Origin of the sequence: Phytopseudomonas daroniae (genome assembly GCF_004327285.1) — a bacterium.
GTDB lineage: Bacteria > Pseudomonadota > Gammaproteobacteria > Pseudomonadales > Pseudomonadaceae > Aquipseudomonas > Aquipseudomonas daroniae.
This window is the reverse complement of record NZ_QJUI01000001.1, coordinates 336,878-350,653: the sequence shown is the minus strand read 5'-3', so window position 1 is coordinate 350,653 and position 13,776 is coordinate 336,878. Positions and strand designations below refer to the sequence as shown.

Sequence of the window (13,776 nt, the reverse complement as noted above, 5' to 3'; positions counted from 1 at the left end):
TCAGCCCAGGTTGCTCGTCCCGCTCGAAAATCTGCACACCCTGTCAGTATTCCCTATCCTTTCCCAGTCACCTTGCCTCGCCACCCAGAATTGCGTCGTGCTTCATCTCGTTCGTTAAACCGAGAATGCGCTTTTGCTTTTTGTCATACCGGCTCGCGCCATCGTGTAGCGGCCCGCGCTTTGCAGATGCAGGGTCTGTCGAGTGCAACAAAGGTCGGTTACAGTCGTGGGCAGTGTGGCAAAACAGCGCTTTCCGCGCGTGGCGGTCTCGCTCGCACGCCTGTGCGTGCCGGGCGCTTGTCGGAGGCTGCGTGGCAACCCGAATTATCCTGTGTTCCAACGAACCTCCAGCCGAGGTTCGTTGGAACGTGGGCATGTCGAGCCGGCCGAGGATGCCGGTTTCATAAACCCTGAGGTCTCTATGAGTACCAAATTGGACCAGCTTTCCAGCTGGCTGAAAGAACGCAAGATCACCGAAGTCGAATGTCTGGTCAGCGACCTGACGGGTATCGCCCGTGGCAAGATCTCGCCGACCAACAAATTCCTCGACGAAAAGGGCATGCGCCTGCCCGAAAGCGTATTGCTGCAGACCGTGACCGGCGATTACGTCGAAGATGACGTCTATTACGACCTGCTCGACCCGGCTGATATCGACATGATCTGCCGTCCGGACGAGAACGCCGTGTTCATCGTGCCCTGGGCCATCGAGCCGACCGCGCAGGTGATCCACGACACCTACGACAAGCAAGGCAACCCGATCGAGCTGTCGCCGCGCAACATCCTCAAGAAAGTGCTGCGGCTCTATGCCGACAAGGGTTGGCAGCCAATCGTGGCGCCGGAGATGGAGTTCTACCTGACCAAGCGCAACAGCGATCCGGATTTCCCGCTGGTGGCGCCGATGGGCCGTTCCGGGCGTCCGGAAACCGGTCGGCAGAGCTTCTCCATCGATGCGGCCAACGAATTCGATCCGCTGTTCGAAGACATGTACGACTGGTGCGAGCTGCAAGGCCTGGATCTGGACACCCTGATCCACGAAGAAGGCCCGGCGCAGATGGAGATCAACTTCCGTCACGGCGAAGCCTTGCACCTGGCCGATCAGATTCTGGTGTTCAAGCGCACCATGCGTGAAGCGGCACTCAAGCACGATGTGGCGGCGACCTTCATGGCCAAGCCGATCACCGACGAGCCCGGCAGTGCCATGCACCTGCACCAGAGCATCATCGACAAGAACACCGGCAAGAACATCTTCTCCAATGAAGACGGCTCGATGAGCGAGCTGTTCATGCATCACATCGGCGGCCTGCAGAAATACATCCCTGAGCTGTTGCCGCTGTTCGCTCCCAACGTCAACTCGTTCCGCCGCTTCCTGCCGGACACCTCGGCGCCGGTGAACGTCGAGTGGGGCGAGGAGAACCGCACTGTGGGCCTGCGCGTGCCGGACGCCACGCCGCAGAACCGCCGGGTCGAGAACCGCCTGGCTGGCGCCGACGCCAACCCCTATCTGGCCCTGGCGGCCAGCCTGCTGTGCGGCTACATCGGCATGGTCGAAGGCATCGAGCCAAGCGCTCCGGTGGTGGGGCGCGGCTATGAACGCCGCAACCTGCGCCTGCCGCTGACCCTGGAAGCTGCGCTGGAGCGCATGGAAACCTGCCAGGTGGTCGAGCAGTACCTGGGCCACAAGTTCGTTCGCGGCTACGTGGCGGTCAAGCGTGCCGAGCACGAGAACTTCAAGCGCGTGATCAGCTCCTGGGAACGCGAGTTCCTGCTGCTCTCGGTCTGATTCAGCCGGGGCTGGCGCGCGATCCGCACGGCCCCGTATATAGATGAGGTGTATATGACGGCAAACAACCCGAAGACCCAGCAATGGCAGGCCATGAGCCGCGACCATCACCTGGCGCCTTTCAGCGATTTCAAGCAGCTGGCCGAGAAGGGCCCGCGCATCATCACCCGCGGCGAGGGTGTGCACCTGTGGGATAGCGAGGGCAACAAAATCCTCGATGGCATGGCCGGGCTATGGTGCATCGCCATCGGCTATGGCCGTGAAGAACTGGTCGAGGCCGCCAGCAAGCAGATGCGTGAGCTGCCGTTCTACAACACCTTTTTCCAGACCGCTCACCCGCCAGTGCTGGAACTGGCCAAGGCGCTCTCCGAGGTGACCCCGGCGGGCATGAACCACGTGTTCTTCACCGGCTCCGGTTCCGAAGGCAACGACACCATGCTGCGTATGGTGCGCCATTACTGGGCGCTCAAGGGCAAGCCCGAGAAGACGGTGGTGATCGCCCGCGAGAACGGCTACCACGGCTCCACGGTCGCCGGTGCCAGCCTGGGCGGTATGAAGGGCATGCACGAGCAGGGCGGCCTGCCGATTCCTGGCATCGTGCATATCGCCCAGCCGTACTGGTTCGGTGAAGGGGGGGACATGACCCCGGAAGCTTTCGGTATCTGGGCGGCCGAGGAGCTGGAGAAGAAGATTCTCGACGTCGGCGAGAACAACGTCGCGGCGTTCATCGCCGAGCCGATCCAGGGCGCTGGCGGCGTGATCATCCCGCCGGACAGCTACTGGCCGAAGGTGCGCGAGATCCTCGCCAAGTACGAAATCCTCTTCGTCGCCGATGAGGTGATCTGTGGGTTCGGCCGCACCGGTGAGTGGTTCGGTAGCGATTACTACGGCAACACGCCGGACATGATGACCATCGCCAAGGGCCTGACCTCCGGCTATGTGCCAATGGGGGGTCTGGTGGTGCGTGACGAAATCGTCGAGGTGCTCAACGAAGGGGGCGACTTCAACCACGGTTTCACCTACTCCGGGCATCCGGTAGCGGCGGCGGTGGCGCTGGAAAACATTCGAATTCTGCGCGAAGAAAAGATCGTCGAGCGAGTCAGAGAAGAAACGGCACCGTATTTGCAGAAACGACTGCGTGAGCTGGCGGATCACCCGCTGGTGGGGGAGGTGCGTGGAGTCGGCATGCTCGGCGCCATCGAACTGGTGAAGGACAAGCAGACCCGCGAGCGTTATCCAAGCGACAAGGCTGTCGGCATGATCTGCCGCGGTCACTGCTTCGAGAACGGGCTGATCATGCGCGCCGTTGGCGACACCATGATCATTTCGCCGCCATTGGTGATCAGCAAGACGGAAATCGACGAGCTGGTGGAAAAGGCCCGCAAATGCCTGGATCTCACCGCCCGTGCTTTACTGGCTTGAGCAACAGGGCGGTTATCGCCAGACTGCGCCGGCCAACAAAAGGGATCACGCGGCAATGCGTGGCAACCCGGATAATCAACACCACAAATGGAGCTGAACCGCATGATCAAGACTTTCGGCAAGACTCTGCTAGCCGTGACGCTGGCCGGCACCATGGCCGGCATGGCACAGGCTGATAGCAAGGTACTGAACGTCTACAACTGGTCGGACTACATCGCTGCGGATACCGTGGCCAAGTTCACCAAGGAGACCGGCATCAAGGTCGTCTACGACGTCTTCGATTCCAACGAGACCCTGGAAGCTAAGCTGTTCGCTGGCAAGTCCGGTTACGACATCGTGGTGCCGTCGAACAACTTCCTGGCCAAGCACATCAAGGCCAAGGTCTATCAGCCGCTGGACAAGTCCAAGCTGCCGAACTGGCAGAACCTGGATACCGCCCTGCTGAAGACCGTCGAGGTCAGCGATCCGGGCAACCAGTACGCGTTCCCGTACATGTGGGGCTCGATCGGTATCGGCTTCAACCCGGAAAAGGTCAAGGCCGTGCTGGGCGAGAACGCCCCGGTGGATTCCTGGGATCTGCTGTTCAAGCCGGAAAACATCGAGAAGCTGAAATCCTGTGGCGTTTCCTTCCTCGACTCACCGACCGAGGTTCTGCCGATCGCCCTGCAGTACCTGGGCTATGAGCCGACCAGCACCGATCCGCAGGAGCTCAAGGAAGCCGAGGCGCTGTTCCTGAAGATCCGTCCGTCGATCACCTATTTCCACTCCTCCAAGTACATTTCCGACCTGGCCAACGGCAACCTCTGCGTAGCCGTGGGTTATTCGGGTGATGTGTACCAGGCCAAGTCCCGTGCTGAAGAAGCCGGTGGCAAGGTTCAGGTGGCCTACAACATTCCGAAGGAAGGTGCCGGTACCTTCTTCGACATGGTGGCCATCCCGGCCGATGCGGAAAACGTCGAGTCGGCCTACGCCTTCATGAACTTCCTGATGAAGCCGGAAATCATGGCCGAAATCACCAACGAAGTGCAGTTCCCCAACGGTAACCTCAAGGCTACGCCGCTGGTGGATGAGGCTATCCGTGACGACCCGGGCATCTATCCGAGCGAGGAGACCATGACCAAGCTGTACGCTTTCCCTGACCTGCCGCCGGCTGCCCAGCGCGCCATGACCCGCAGCTGGACGAAGATCAAGTCCGGTCGCTGATCAAGCAGCAACCGCGGCGGCGTTTTGCGCCGCGGTTCGCGCTCCAGCAGGGATAACGGGCGGATCGCCGCCCGCCGAACGTTGCGGCCCAGTCGCGATGCTCACTCAAACCGCGATGCGTCACCGATTGGTGATGATTCACAAGAAGAGGACGACCTGTGCATTTTCCCCTGGGCAAGATCCTGACAACGACCGCGCTTTCGGTTGGCTTGGCAACCCTGGCACATGCGGACGGTACCGTGCATATCTACAACTGGAGCGATTACATCGGTGAGGACACCCTGGCCGAGTTCCAGAAAGCCACGGGCATCAAACCGGTCTATGACGTCTTCGACTCCAACGAAACCCTGGAAGGCAAACTGCTCGCGGGCCGTAGCGGCTACGACGTGGTGGTGCCGTCCAACCATTTCCTCGGCAAGCAGATCAAGGCGGGCGCTTTCCAGAAGCTCGACCGTAGCAAGTTGCCGAACTGGAACAACCTCGACCCGGCGCTGCTCAAGCAGCTCGAAAGCAACGATCCGGGCAATCAATATGCGGTGCCTTATCTGTGGGGTACCAACGGCATTGGCTACAACGTCGCCAAGGTCAAGGAAGTGCTGGGCGTCGACGAAATCGATTCCTGGGCCGTGTTGTTCGAGCCGGAGAACATGAAGAAGCTGGCCACCTGTGGCGTCTCCTTCCTCGACTCGGCGGATGAGATGATCCCCTCGGTACTCAACTACCTGGGCCTCGATCCAAACAGCCAGAGTAGCGATGACTACGCCAAGGCCGAGGCCAAGTTGCTGGAAGTGCGGCCCTACGTGAGTTACTTCCACTCTTCGAAATACATCAGCGATCTGGCCAACGGCAATATCTGCGTGGCGCTCGGTTACTCGGGTGACGTCTTGCAAGCGGCCGATCGTGCCGAGGAGGCCGGCAAGGGCGTCGAAATCGCCTACGCGATTCCCAAGGAGGGCGCCAACCTGTGGTTCGACATGCTCGCCATCCCCAAGGATGCCAGCAATGTCGAGCAGGCCCATGCCTTCATCAACTACCTGCTCGATCCGCAAGTGATCGCCGAGGTCAGTGACTATGTCGGTTATGCCAATCCCAACACCAAGGCTGGGGAACTGATGGATCAGGACATTCGTCAGGACGAGTCGGTGTACCCACCGCAGGCCGTTCTGGACAAGTTGTACATCTCAGCCGAACTGCCGCCCACGGCGCAGCGCCTGATGACGCGAAGCTGGACGAAGATCAAGTCCGGAAGATAAACCCATGACCAGGCCGTTGAAAAACTACCTACGTTGCCGTTGCTTCGTTAAAAACAAGCTCAAAATGCTCATGTACTCCTCGTACACTCCGCTTTTTCGCCCGTTTTTGCCTCGCATCGGCTGCCTCGGCTACGTTTTTCAACGGCCTGTTTAGCGCCCGGCTCTTGCCGGGCGCCATTTTTGCTGCGGGAGTTTGGTAATGGCAGTTGCTTCCAGTACCTATAAGAAGGTCATCGAAGGGAGTCAGCAACCGAAAGAGGTGCTGGTCAAGATCGAGCGTGTGACCAAGAAGTTCGACGAGACCATCGCTGTCGAAGACGTATCGCTGACCATCAACAAGGGCGAGATCTTCGCCCTGCTTGGTGGCTCCGGTTCGGGAAAGTCGACCCTGCTGCGCATGCTCGCCGGGTTCGAGCGGCCGACCGAGGGGCGTATCTTCCTCGACGGCCAGGACATCACCGACATGCCGCCCTACGAGCGGCCGATCAACATGATGTTCCAGTCCTACGCGCTGTTCCCGCACATGAGCGTGGCCGACAACATCGCCTTCGGTCTCAAGCAGGACAAGCTGCCCAAGGAAGAGATCGAAGCTCGCGTGGCCGAGATGCTCAAGCTGGTGCAGATGAGCCAGTACGCCAAGCGCAAGCCCCATCAGTTGTCCGGCGGCCAGCGTCAGCGCGTGGCCCTGGCCCGCTCCCTGGCGAAGAAGCCCAAGCTGCTGTTGCTCGATGAGCCCATGGGCGCGCTGGACAAGAAGCTGCGCTCGCAGATGCAACTGGAGTTGGTGGAGATCATCGAGCGCGTGGGCGTGACCTGCGTGATGGTGACCCACGACCAGGAAGAGGCCATGACCATGGCCCAGCGTATCGCCATCATGCACCTGGGCTGGATCGCCCAGATCGGCAGCCCCATCGATATCTACGAGACGCCGGCCAGTCGCCTGGTCTGCGAGTTCATCGGCAACGTCAACCTGTTCGAAGGGCAGATCGTTCACGATGACACCGACCACGCGGTGATCAACTGTCCACAGCTGGACAAGCCGATCTACATCGGCCATGGCATTACCACCCGCGCCCAGGAGACCCAGGTCACCTATGCGCTGCGTCCGGAAAAATTGCTGATGGCCACGCAACTGCCCAGCGATCATGAGCACCCGGACTACAACTGGAGCCATGGCAGCGTTCACGATATCGCCTACCTGGGCGGCCACTCGGTCTATTACGTCAAGCTGACTTCGGGGCAGATCGTGCAGTGCTTCATCGCCAACGCCGAGCGCCGTGGCAAGCGGCCGACCTGGGACGACCCGGTGGTGGTGTTCTGGGAAGACGACAGCGGCGTGGTGTTGCAGTCATGAAGATGAGCAGCCTGACCAAGCGTATGCCTAACGGCCGACACCTTGTGATCGGCATCCCGTTCATCTGGCTGTTTTTGTTCTTTCTGTTGCCGTTCGTCATCGTCCTGAAGATCAGTTTCGCCGAAGCAGACGTGGCGATTCCACCTTACACGGAGATCTACACCTGGGTGGATAACACCCTGCAGGTGGTGCTGAACCTGGGTAACTACATCTTCCTCACCGAAGATGAGTTGTACCTGGCGGCCTATCTGGGCTCGCTGAAGATCGCCTTCTTCAGTACCGTTGCCTGCCTGTTGATCGGCTATCCGATGGCCTACGCCATCGCTCGGGCGAATAAAGAAACCCAGATGGTTCTGCTGTTGCTGGTGATGATGCCGACCTGGACCGCGATCCTGATCCGCGTCTATGCCTGGATGGGCATTCTCAGCAACAACGGTCTGCTCAATGGCTTCCTGCAGAGCATTGGCCTGATCGACTCACCGCTGCAGATCCTCAACACCAACACGGCGGTGTATATCGGTATCGTCTATTCGTACCTGCCGTTCATGATCCTGCCGCTGTTCGCCAACCTGGTGAAGCACGATCAGAGCCTGCTGGAGGCCGCGTCGGATCTCGGTTCGAGCAACTTCAACAGCTTCTGGAAAATCACCGTGCCGCTGTCGAAAAACGGCATCATCGCCGGCTGCATGCTGGTGTTCATTCCGGTGGTGGGCGAGTTCGTCATCCCAGAGCTGCTTGGCGGCCCGGAAACCCTGATGATCGGCAAGGTGTTGTGGCAGGAATTCTTCAACAACCGCGACTGGCCGGTGGCATCCGCCCTGGCGGTGGTGATGCTGGCGTTGCTGTTGATTCCGATCATCCTGTTCAACAGGAACCAAGCCAAAGAGATGGAGGGACGGGCATGAAAAGTTTCCGTTTCTCCACCTTCATGCTCTGGGCCGGTTTCGCATTCATCTACCTGCCGATGCTGATCCTGGTGATCTATTCGTTCAACGCCTCGCGGCTGGTAACGGTATGGGGCGGCTGGTCGACCAGGTGGTACGTCAGCCTGCTCGATGACCGGCAACTGATGGGCGCAGTGTGGCGCTCCCTGGAAATCGCCTGCTACACGGCGATCGCTGCGGTGGCACTGGGCACTTTGGCGGCTTTCGTGCTGACCCGGGTTCACCGTTTCAAGGGGCGCACACTGTTCGGCGGGCTGGTCACCGCACCGCTGGTCATGCCGGAAGTGATCACCGGCCTGTCGCTGTTGCTGCTGTTCGTGGCGATGGCGCAACTGATCGGCTGGCCTGCAGAGCGCGGCATGATGACCATCTGGATCGCCCACACCACCTTCTGCTCGGCCTACGTGGCAGTGGTGGTGTCGGCGCGTCTGCGCGAGCTGGATCTGTCCATCGAGGAAGCCGCCATGGATCTTGGTGCGCGGCCGTGGAAGGTATTCTTTCTGATCACCATCCCGATGATCGCGCCCTCGCTGATGGCCGGCGGCATGATGTCCTTCGCCCTGTCCCTGGATGATCTGGTGCTGGCCAGCTTCGTGTCCGGTCCTGGCGCCACCACGCTGCCGATGGAGGTGTTCTCCAAGGTACGCCTGGGCGTTACTCCGGCGATCAACGCCGTGGCCAGCCTGATCCTGCTGGCGGTGTCCTTCGCCACCTTCCTGGTGTGGTTCTTCGCCCACCGTGCGGAAGAGCGTCGGCGCAAGTCGATTCAGCAGGTCATGGAAGAAAGCCAGGCAACGATCGCCGCTCGCCCGGAGGCCAAGCCCGCTCATTGAGCCCGTTTGGTCGACAAGCAATGCCCGCCGTCTGCGTCAGCGGGGCGGGCATTGTCTTTTCTGAAGCGTGTCGGCAAGTACTCCACTTCCGTTGTCTGTAGGAACCGGGGGCGCCTACCTCTCTGGGTAGGGCAGGTCGCCGCCAGCTGGAGGCGCCTGGCGATAGGAATACCAAGCCAGAACGAAAACGCCCGGGTATCGGCCCGGGCGTTTTGTTTTGCGCGACGCCTTAGCGGGTCAGATGCAGGAAGTGCATATGGCGCTCGTATTGGTCGAGGATATCGCCGATCACTTCTTCGCGATTCCAGCCCATCACGTCGTAATCCTGACCGCCTTCGTCCAGGTGGACTTCGGCGCGGAAGTACTTGCGCTCTTCGTTGGTGTCATCGCGGGTGTCGCGCATCACGAAGCTTGGCTGGATCAGGGCGCGTGGGCGTACATGGTAATGGAAGTCCGCTTCGCTGCCATGGCTGACCGATAGTGTTACGCGGCCGTCTTCGCCGCTCTCTACGCTGGCTTCACGGCCCTGCTTGCGCAGTTCTTCAGCCACCTGCTGGCAGGCCGGAACGACGGTCTCGCTGATAAAGCGGTTCACATGGGAGCGACGTGGCAGCATGACCATGCTGCGCAGACGACGCTGCCAGCCGCCCGGGCTGGTACTGCTACGCGAGCTGAGCGAAACCTGATCGCGCAGGTTGCGCTTGGCCGCGTCCAGCTGCAGGGCGCGTAGCAGGCCCCACATCGATGCCATCAGCGCGACCACGAAGGGCAGGGCACTGGCGATGGTCGCGGTCTGCAGCGCCTTGAGGCCATCGGCCAACAGTAGCGAAGCGGCAACTACACCCATCAGCACGGCCCAGAAAATTCGCTGCCATACGGGTGTCTGATCTTGCCCTCCGGACGCCAGCATATCCACCACCATGGCGCCCGAGTCAGCTGACGTGACGAAGAACACCACGATCATCAAGACCGCGATCTGCGACAGGATCATTGATAGTGGGAAGTGCTCAAGGAACGCGAACAGCGCTAGAGCGCTATCTTTGTCTACGGCTTCTGCCAGGTCGGTGATGCCATCGACCATGATCATATGGATGGCGGTATCACCGAACACGGTCATCCACAGTAGAGTGAAACCAGCTGGCACGACCAGCACGCCGCTGATGAACTGGCGAATGGTGCGGCCACGGGAAATACGCGCGATGAACAGGCCAACGAAGGGTGACCAGGACAGCCACCAGCCCCAGTAGAACAGCGTCCAGCCGCCGATCCAGTCGGTGGGTTCATACGCGTAGAGGTTGAAGGTCTTGCTGACGATCTCCGACAGGTAGCCACCAGTGTTCTGCACGAAGGTCTGCAGGATGAACACGGTGGGGCCGAGCATCAGCACGATCAGCAGCAGGCCCACGGCCAGCAGCATGTTCAACTCGGAAAGACGGCGAATCCCCTTGTCCAGACCGCTGACCACCGAAATGGTCGCCAGGCCCATGGTGCAGATCAGCAGGCCGATCTGCACGGTTGTCGTGGTCGGTAAACCATACAGATGGTTGAGGCCGGTGTTGATCTGCAGCACGCCGTAACCCAGCGAAGTGGCTACGCCGAGCACGGTGCCGATCACCGCGAAGATGTCCACCGCATGGCCGATGGGGCCGTAGATACGGTCGCCGATCAGCGGATAGAGCGCCGAGCGCAGGGTCAGCGGCAAATTATGCCGGTAGGCGAAGTAAGCCAGGATCAGCGCGACGATGGCATAGATTGCCCAGGCGTGCAGACCCCAGTGGAAGAAGGTCAGTTTCATCGCCTCTTTGGCTGCTTGGACGGTCTGCGGGTCGCCCACTGGCGGGTCGATGAAGTGCATCACCGGTTCGGCCACGCCAAAGAACATCAGGCCGATACCCATGCCCGCACAGAACAGCATGGAGAACCAGGTGGTGTTGTTGTATTCGGGTTCGCTGTGGTCGGGGCCAAGCTTGATGTCGCCGTAGCGACTCACGGCGAGGAACACCACGAACAGCAGGATCAGGGCCACAGCCAGGATATAAACCCAGCTGGCGTTCTCGATGATCCAGGCCTGGGTAGCGCCGAACACGCTCTGGGCGTTGTCCTTGAACACGGTGCTGTAGATCACCAGGCAGGCGATCAGAAAGGTCGAGCCGAAGAATACCGGCGGGTTGAGGGTGGAGCGAGAAGACAGAGGTGCCTCCATTGAGCTAGCTCTCCTTGGTCTGAGTCAGTCCATGATGTACGCGCATACCTGTTCGAGCTTAGGCCAGATCAGGCAGACGAGCGGATGGCGATGCGACTCTGTTTATCGGATGGCCGCCAAGGGCGGAAGGCCAGGCAGTGTACCATCCCGATAGTCAGGTTCTTGAATGTGACAGCTATCGATAGGTTTGCTTGTCGTTTCGTTCAGCTTAATTTCTGCACACCTCACAAGTTGGTGCGGTATTGCAGGGCTTCTGCCAGGTGCTGGCGGCTGATCTCGGTGTGCGCCTGCAGATCCGCCAGCGTGCGCGCGACCTTGAGCACGCGGTGAGCGGAGCGCAGTGACAGGGTGAGGCGTTCGCAGGCGTGCTCCAGCCACTGGCGGTCGGTGTCGCCTAGCGCGCAGTGCTCGCGCAGCCCCGACAGGTCGAGAAAGGCATTGGCAGTACCCTGACGCCGCAACTGGATATCCCGTGCTGCCGCAACCCGCGCCGCAGCCGTGGCAGTGCTTTCGCCGCTGTCCTGCGGCGCATTGAGAGCCGTGCTTTCCCGCGCCACGGTGATATGCAGATCGATACGGTCGAGCAGTGGGCCGGACAACTTGCCGCGGTAGCGCTGGATCTGTTCCGGGCCACAGCGGCAGCGGCCGCTGGGATCGCCGAGAAAGCCACAGGGGCATGGATTCATTGCCGCAACGAGTTGGAACCTGGCGGGGAAGCTGACTTTGTCGCGAGCCCGGGCGATCACGATATGACCGCTTTCGAGGGGCTCTCTCAAGACCTCAAGGACGCGCCGATCGAACTCGGGTAGCTCGTCCAGAAATAATACGCCGTGATGGGCAAGCGTTATTTCTCCTGGTTGAGGACGACTGCCTCCACCCACCAGTGCTGGCCCCGATGCGCTGTGATGGGGATGCCTAAAGGGACGCTGCGGCCAGCTTTGCAAGGGCGTATGGCTGGCTACCGAACGAATCGCCGCCACCTGCAGCGCTTCTTCCTCGGTCAGCGGTGGCAACAATCCGGGGAGACGGCTGGCCAGCAGTGTCTTGCCCGTGCCGGGCGGGCCACTGAGCAACAGGTTATGACCGCCAGCGGCAGCGACCAGCAGAGCACGCTTGGCGGCGATTTGTCCCTGTACTTCGGCCAGATCCGGGTAGGGCTGAGCCTGGCGCAGCAGCCCCTGAGCCTGATACGGGGCCAGTGGTGTCTGGCCGTTCAAGTGGGCGACCAGTTCCAGAAGATGATCGACAGCCAGTACCGTAAGTCCTGATGCCAGGCTGGCTTCCTCGGCATTTTCCCTGGGCACCACAAGGGTGCGCCCAGCTTCTCGAGCCGCCAGGGCTGCGGGCAGCACGCCTTGCACCGGACGCACCGTGCCGGACAGTGCCAGTTCGCCAAGGCATTCGAGTGGGATGAGGGAGTCCGCCGGCAATTGGCCGCTGGCAGCCAGAATCCCCAGGGCGATGGCAAGGTCGAAACGGCCGCCGTCCTTCGGTAAATCGGCTGGCGCCAGGTTCAAGGTAATACGACGAGGCGGGAAATCCAGCGCGCAGTTGAGGATGGCGCTGCGCACGCGATCCTTGCTTTCCTTGACCGCTGTTTCCGGCAAGCCGACCAGCGCCAGGGACGGCAGGCCGTTGGCCAGGTGGGCCTCGACGGTAACGGCTGGGGCGTCTACGCCGACCTGGGCACGGCTATGGACTATGGCCAATGACATCGATCACTCCTTGATCGTGCCGAGCAGGTTACTCGACCGGTGTTTGCTGCGCTGGTGCGGTGCGCGACTCGATTTCTGCGACCTTGGCTTCCAGGGCCTCGAGGCGAGCACGAGTGCGGGCCAGAACCACCATCTGGCTATCGAACTCTTCGCGGCTGACCAGATCCAGCTTGCTGAAGGTGCCTTGCAACAGAGCCTTGAGCTGGCTCTCGATTTCGCTGCGTGGCAAGGGATTATCACCGCTGAGCAGGCGTGTGGCCTGGCTGCTGAGGGCGTCGAGCAGAGCTTTGGGTGGCAGCATGGGAACCTTCCGGAAACGATTGGCGGCAGTGTAGCACGGCGGTTTTTGTGAACGGGTCGAGGTGTTTGCACCAATAGCGTGCAGTGCGGGGTGCGGTTTGGCGCCGTTCTGGTGCGCTGACTGCTGGGGATATTTCCCGGTAAGCCCCTGCGCTCCCGTAACGTCCTGAAATGAGGCGCTTTGTCGGTATTGGCAAGCTTTCTGCTTAGTCGCTCATGACCCATGCACTGATGCGGTTCGGTTGTATCGTGCGGGCGGGGAATGTTTCGCCGGGAGCGGTTGGTGGTATCGGATCAGCCTGTGTTGGCAACCGATGCATACAAAAGCCAGACACTGAGCTTAGACTTGCGACGGGGTAAGAATTCCTGGGGCAAGTCCACCTTACACGGGAGAGAGTTTCATGAAACTAGTCACTGCCATCATCAAGCCGTTCAAGCTGGACGACGTTCGCGAGTCGCTGTCGGAAATCGGGGTGCAAGGCATCACCGTTACCGAAGTGAAAGGCTTCGGTCGTCAGAAGGGTCACACCGAGCTGTACCGCGGCGCTGAATACGTCGTCGACTTCCTGCCCAAGGTAAAGATCGACGTGGCCATCGCCGACGATCAGTTGGATCGTGTCATTGAAGCCATCACCAAAGCTGCCAACACCGGCAAGATCGGTGACGGCAAGATTTTCGTAGTCAACCTGGAACAGGCGATCCGCATCCGTACCGGCGAAACCGATACCGACGCGATCTAAGCTCCGCCCCCACCCCCATACGTCCCAGG

Annotated in this window: 11 protein-coding genes; 8 read left to right on the top strand and 3 right to left on the bottom strand. The window is 60.6% G+C overall.

The annotated features are described in order from the left end of the window. Nucleotides 1-421 precede the first annotated feature (421 nt). The 7 genes from DNK06_RS01550 to DNK06_RS01520 all read left to right on the top strand — a co-directional run bounded on the left by DNK06_RS01550 (nt 422) and on the right by DNK06_RS01520 (nt 8,789). Nucleotides 422-1,780, top strand: a complete 1,359-nt coding sequence (locus DNK06_RS01550; protein ID WP_131178283.1) for a glutamine synthetase family protein — start codon at nt 422-424, stop codon at nt 1,778-1,780. Nucleotides 1,781-1,834: 54 nt separating this feature from the next. After that, nucleotides 1,835-3,202, top strand: a complete 1,368-nt coding sequence (locus DNK06_RS01545) for an aspartate aminotransferase family protein (protein ID WP_131178282.1) — start codon at nt 1,835-1,837, stop codon at nt 3,200-3,202. Between the two features lie 102 nt (nt 3,203-3,304). Beyond that, entirely contained in the window at nt 3,305-4,405 is a 1,101-nt protein-coding gene (locus DNK06_RS01540; protein WP_131178281.1) for a polyamine ABC transporter substrate-binding protein, read from the top strand. A gap of 170 nt (nt 4,406-4,575) precedes the next feature. Further along, nucleotides 4,576-5,658: a polyamine ABC transporter substrate-binding protein gene (locus DNK06_RS01535; protein ID WP_131178342.1), complete on the top strand. Its 1,083-nt coding sequence runs from the start codon at nt 4,576-4,578 to the stop codon at nt 5,656-5,658. Nucleotides 5,659-5,857: 199 nt separating this feature from the next. Beyond that, entirely contained in the window at nt 5,858-7,012 is a 1,155-nt protein-coding gene (potA, locus tag DNK06_RS01530) for a polyamine ABC transporter ATP-binding protein (protein ID WP_131178280.1), read from the top strand. After that, entirely contained in the window at nt 7,009-7,917 is a 909-nt protein-coding gene (locus DNK06_RS01525; protein ID WP_131178279.1) for an ABC transporter permease subunit, read from the top strand. The genes potA and DNK06_RS01525 overlap by 4 nt, the downstream gene beginning before the upstream one ends. Beyond that, the gene (locus DNK06_RS01520) at nt 7,914-8,789 is read left to right on the top strand and encodes an ABC transporter permease subunit (RefSeq protein WP_131178278.1); all 876 of its coding nucleotides are present in this window, start codon (nt 7,914-7,916) and stop codon (nt 8,787-8,789) included. The genes DNK06_RS01525 and DNK06_RS01520 overlap by 4 nt, the downstream gene beginning before the upstream one ends. A 229-nt stretch (nt 8,790-9,018) precedes the next feature. Here the strand turns inward: DNK06_RS01520 and DNK06_RS01515 are convergent, their stop codons facing one another. From DNK06_RS01515 to DNK06_RS01505, 3 genes are all read right to left on the bottom strand, one after another. Next, entirely contained in the window at nt 9,019-10,992 is a 1,974-nt protein-coding gene (locus tag DNK06_RS01515; RefSeq protein ID WP_131178277.1) for a BCCT family transporter, read from the bottom strand. Between the two features lie 224 nt (nt 10,993-11,216). Beyond that, a complete protein-coding gene (locus tag DNK06_RS01510; RefSeq protein WP_131178276.1) occupies nt 11,217-12,707 on the bottom strand; it encodes a YifB family Mg chelatase-like AAA ATPase in 1,491 nt (496 codons plus the stop codon). A 28-nt stretch (nt 12,708-12,735) separates the two neighbouring features. Next, complete coding sequence (locus DNK06_RS01505; protein WP_131178275.1) at nt 12,736-13,008, bottom strand: accessory factor UbiK family protein; 273 nt, start codon at nt 13,006-13,008, stop codon at nt 12,736-12,738. Nucleotides 13,009-13,408: 400 nt separating this feature from the next. Here DNK06_RS01505 and glnK point away from each other — a divergent pair, with 400 nt between their 5' ends. Continuing rightward, the gene (gene glnK, locus DNK06_RS01500; RefSeq protein ID WP_003096476.1) at nt 13,409-13,747 is read left to right on the top strand and encodes a P-II family nitrogen regulator; all 339 of its coding nucleotides are present in this window, start codon (nt 13,409-13,411) and stop codon (nt 13,745-13,747) included. Nucleotides 13,748-13,776: the final 29 nt, after the last annotated feature.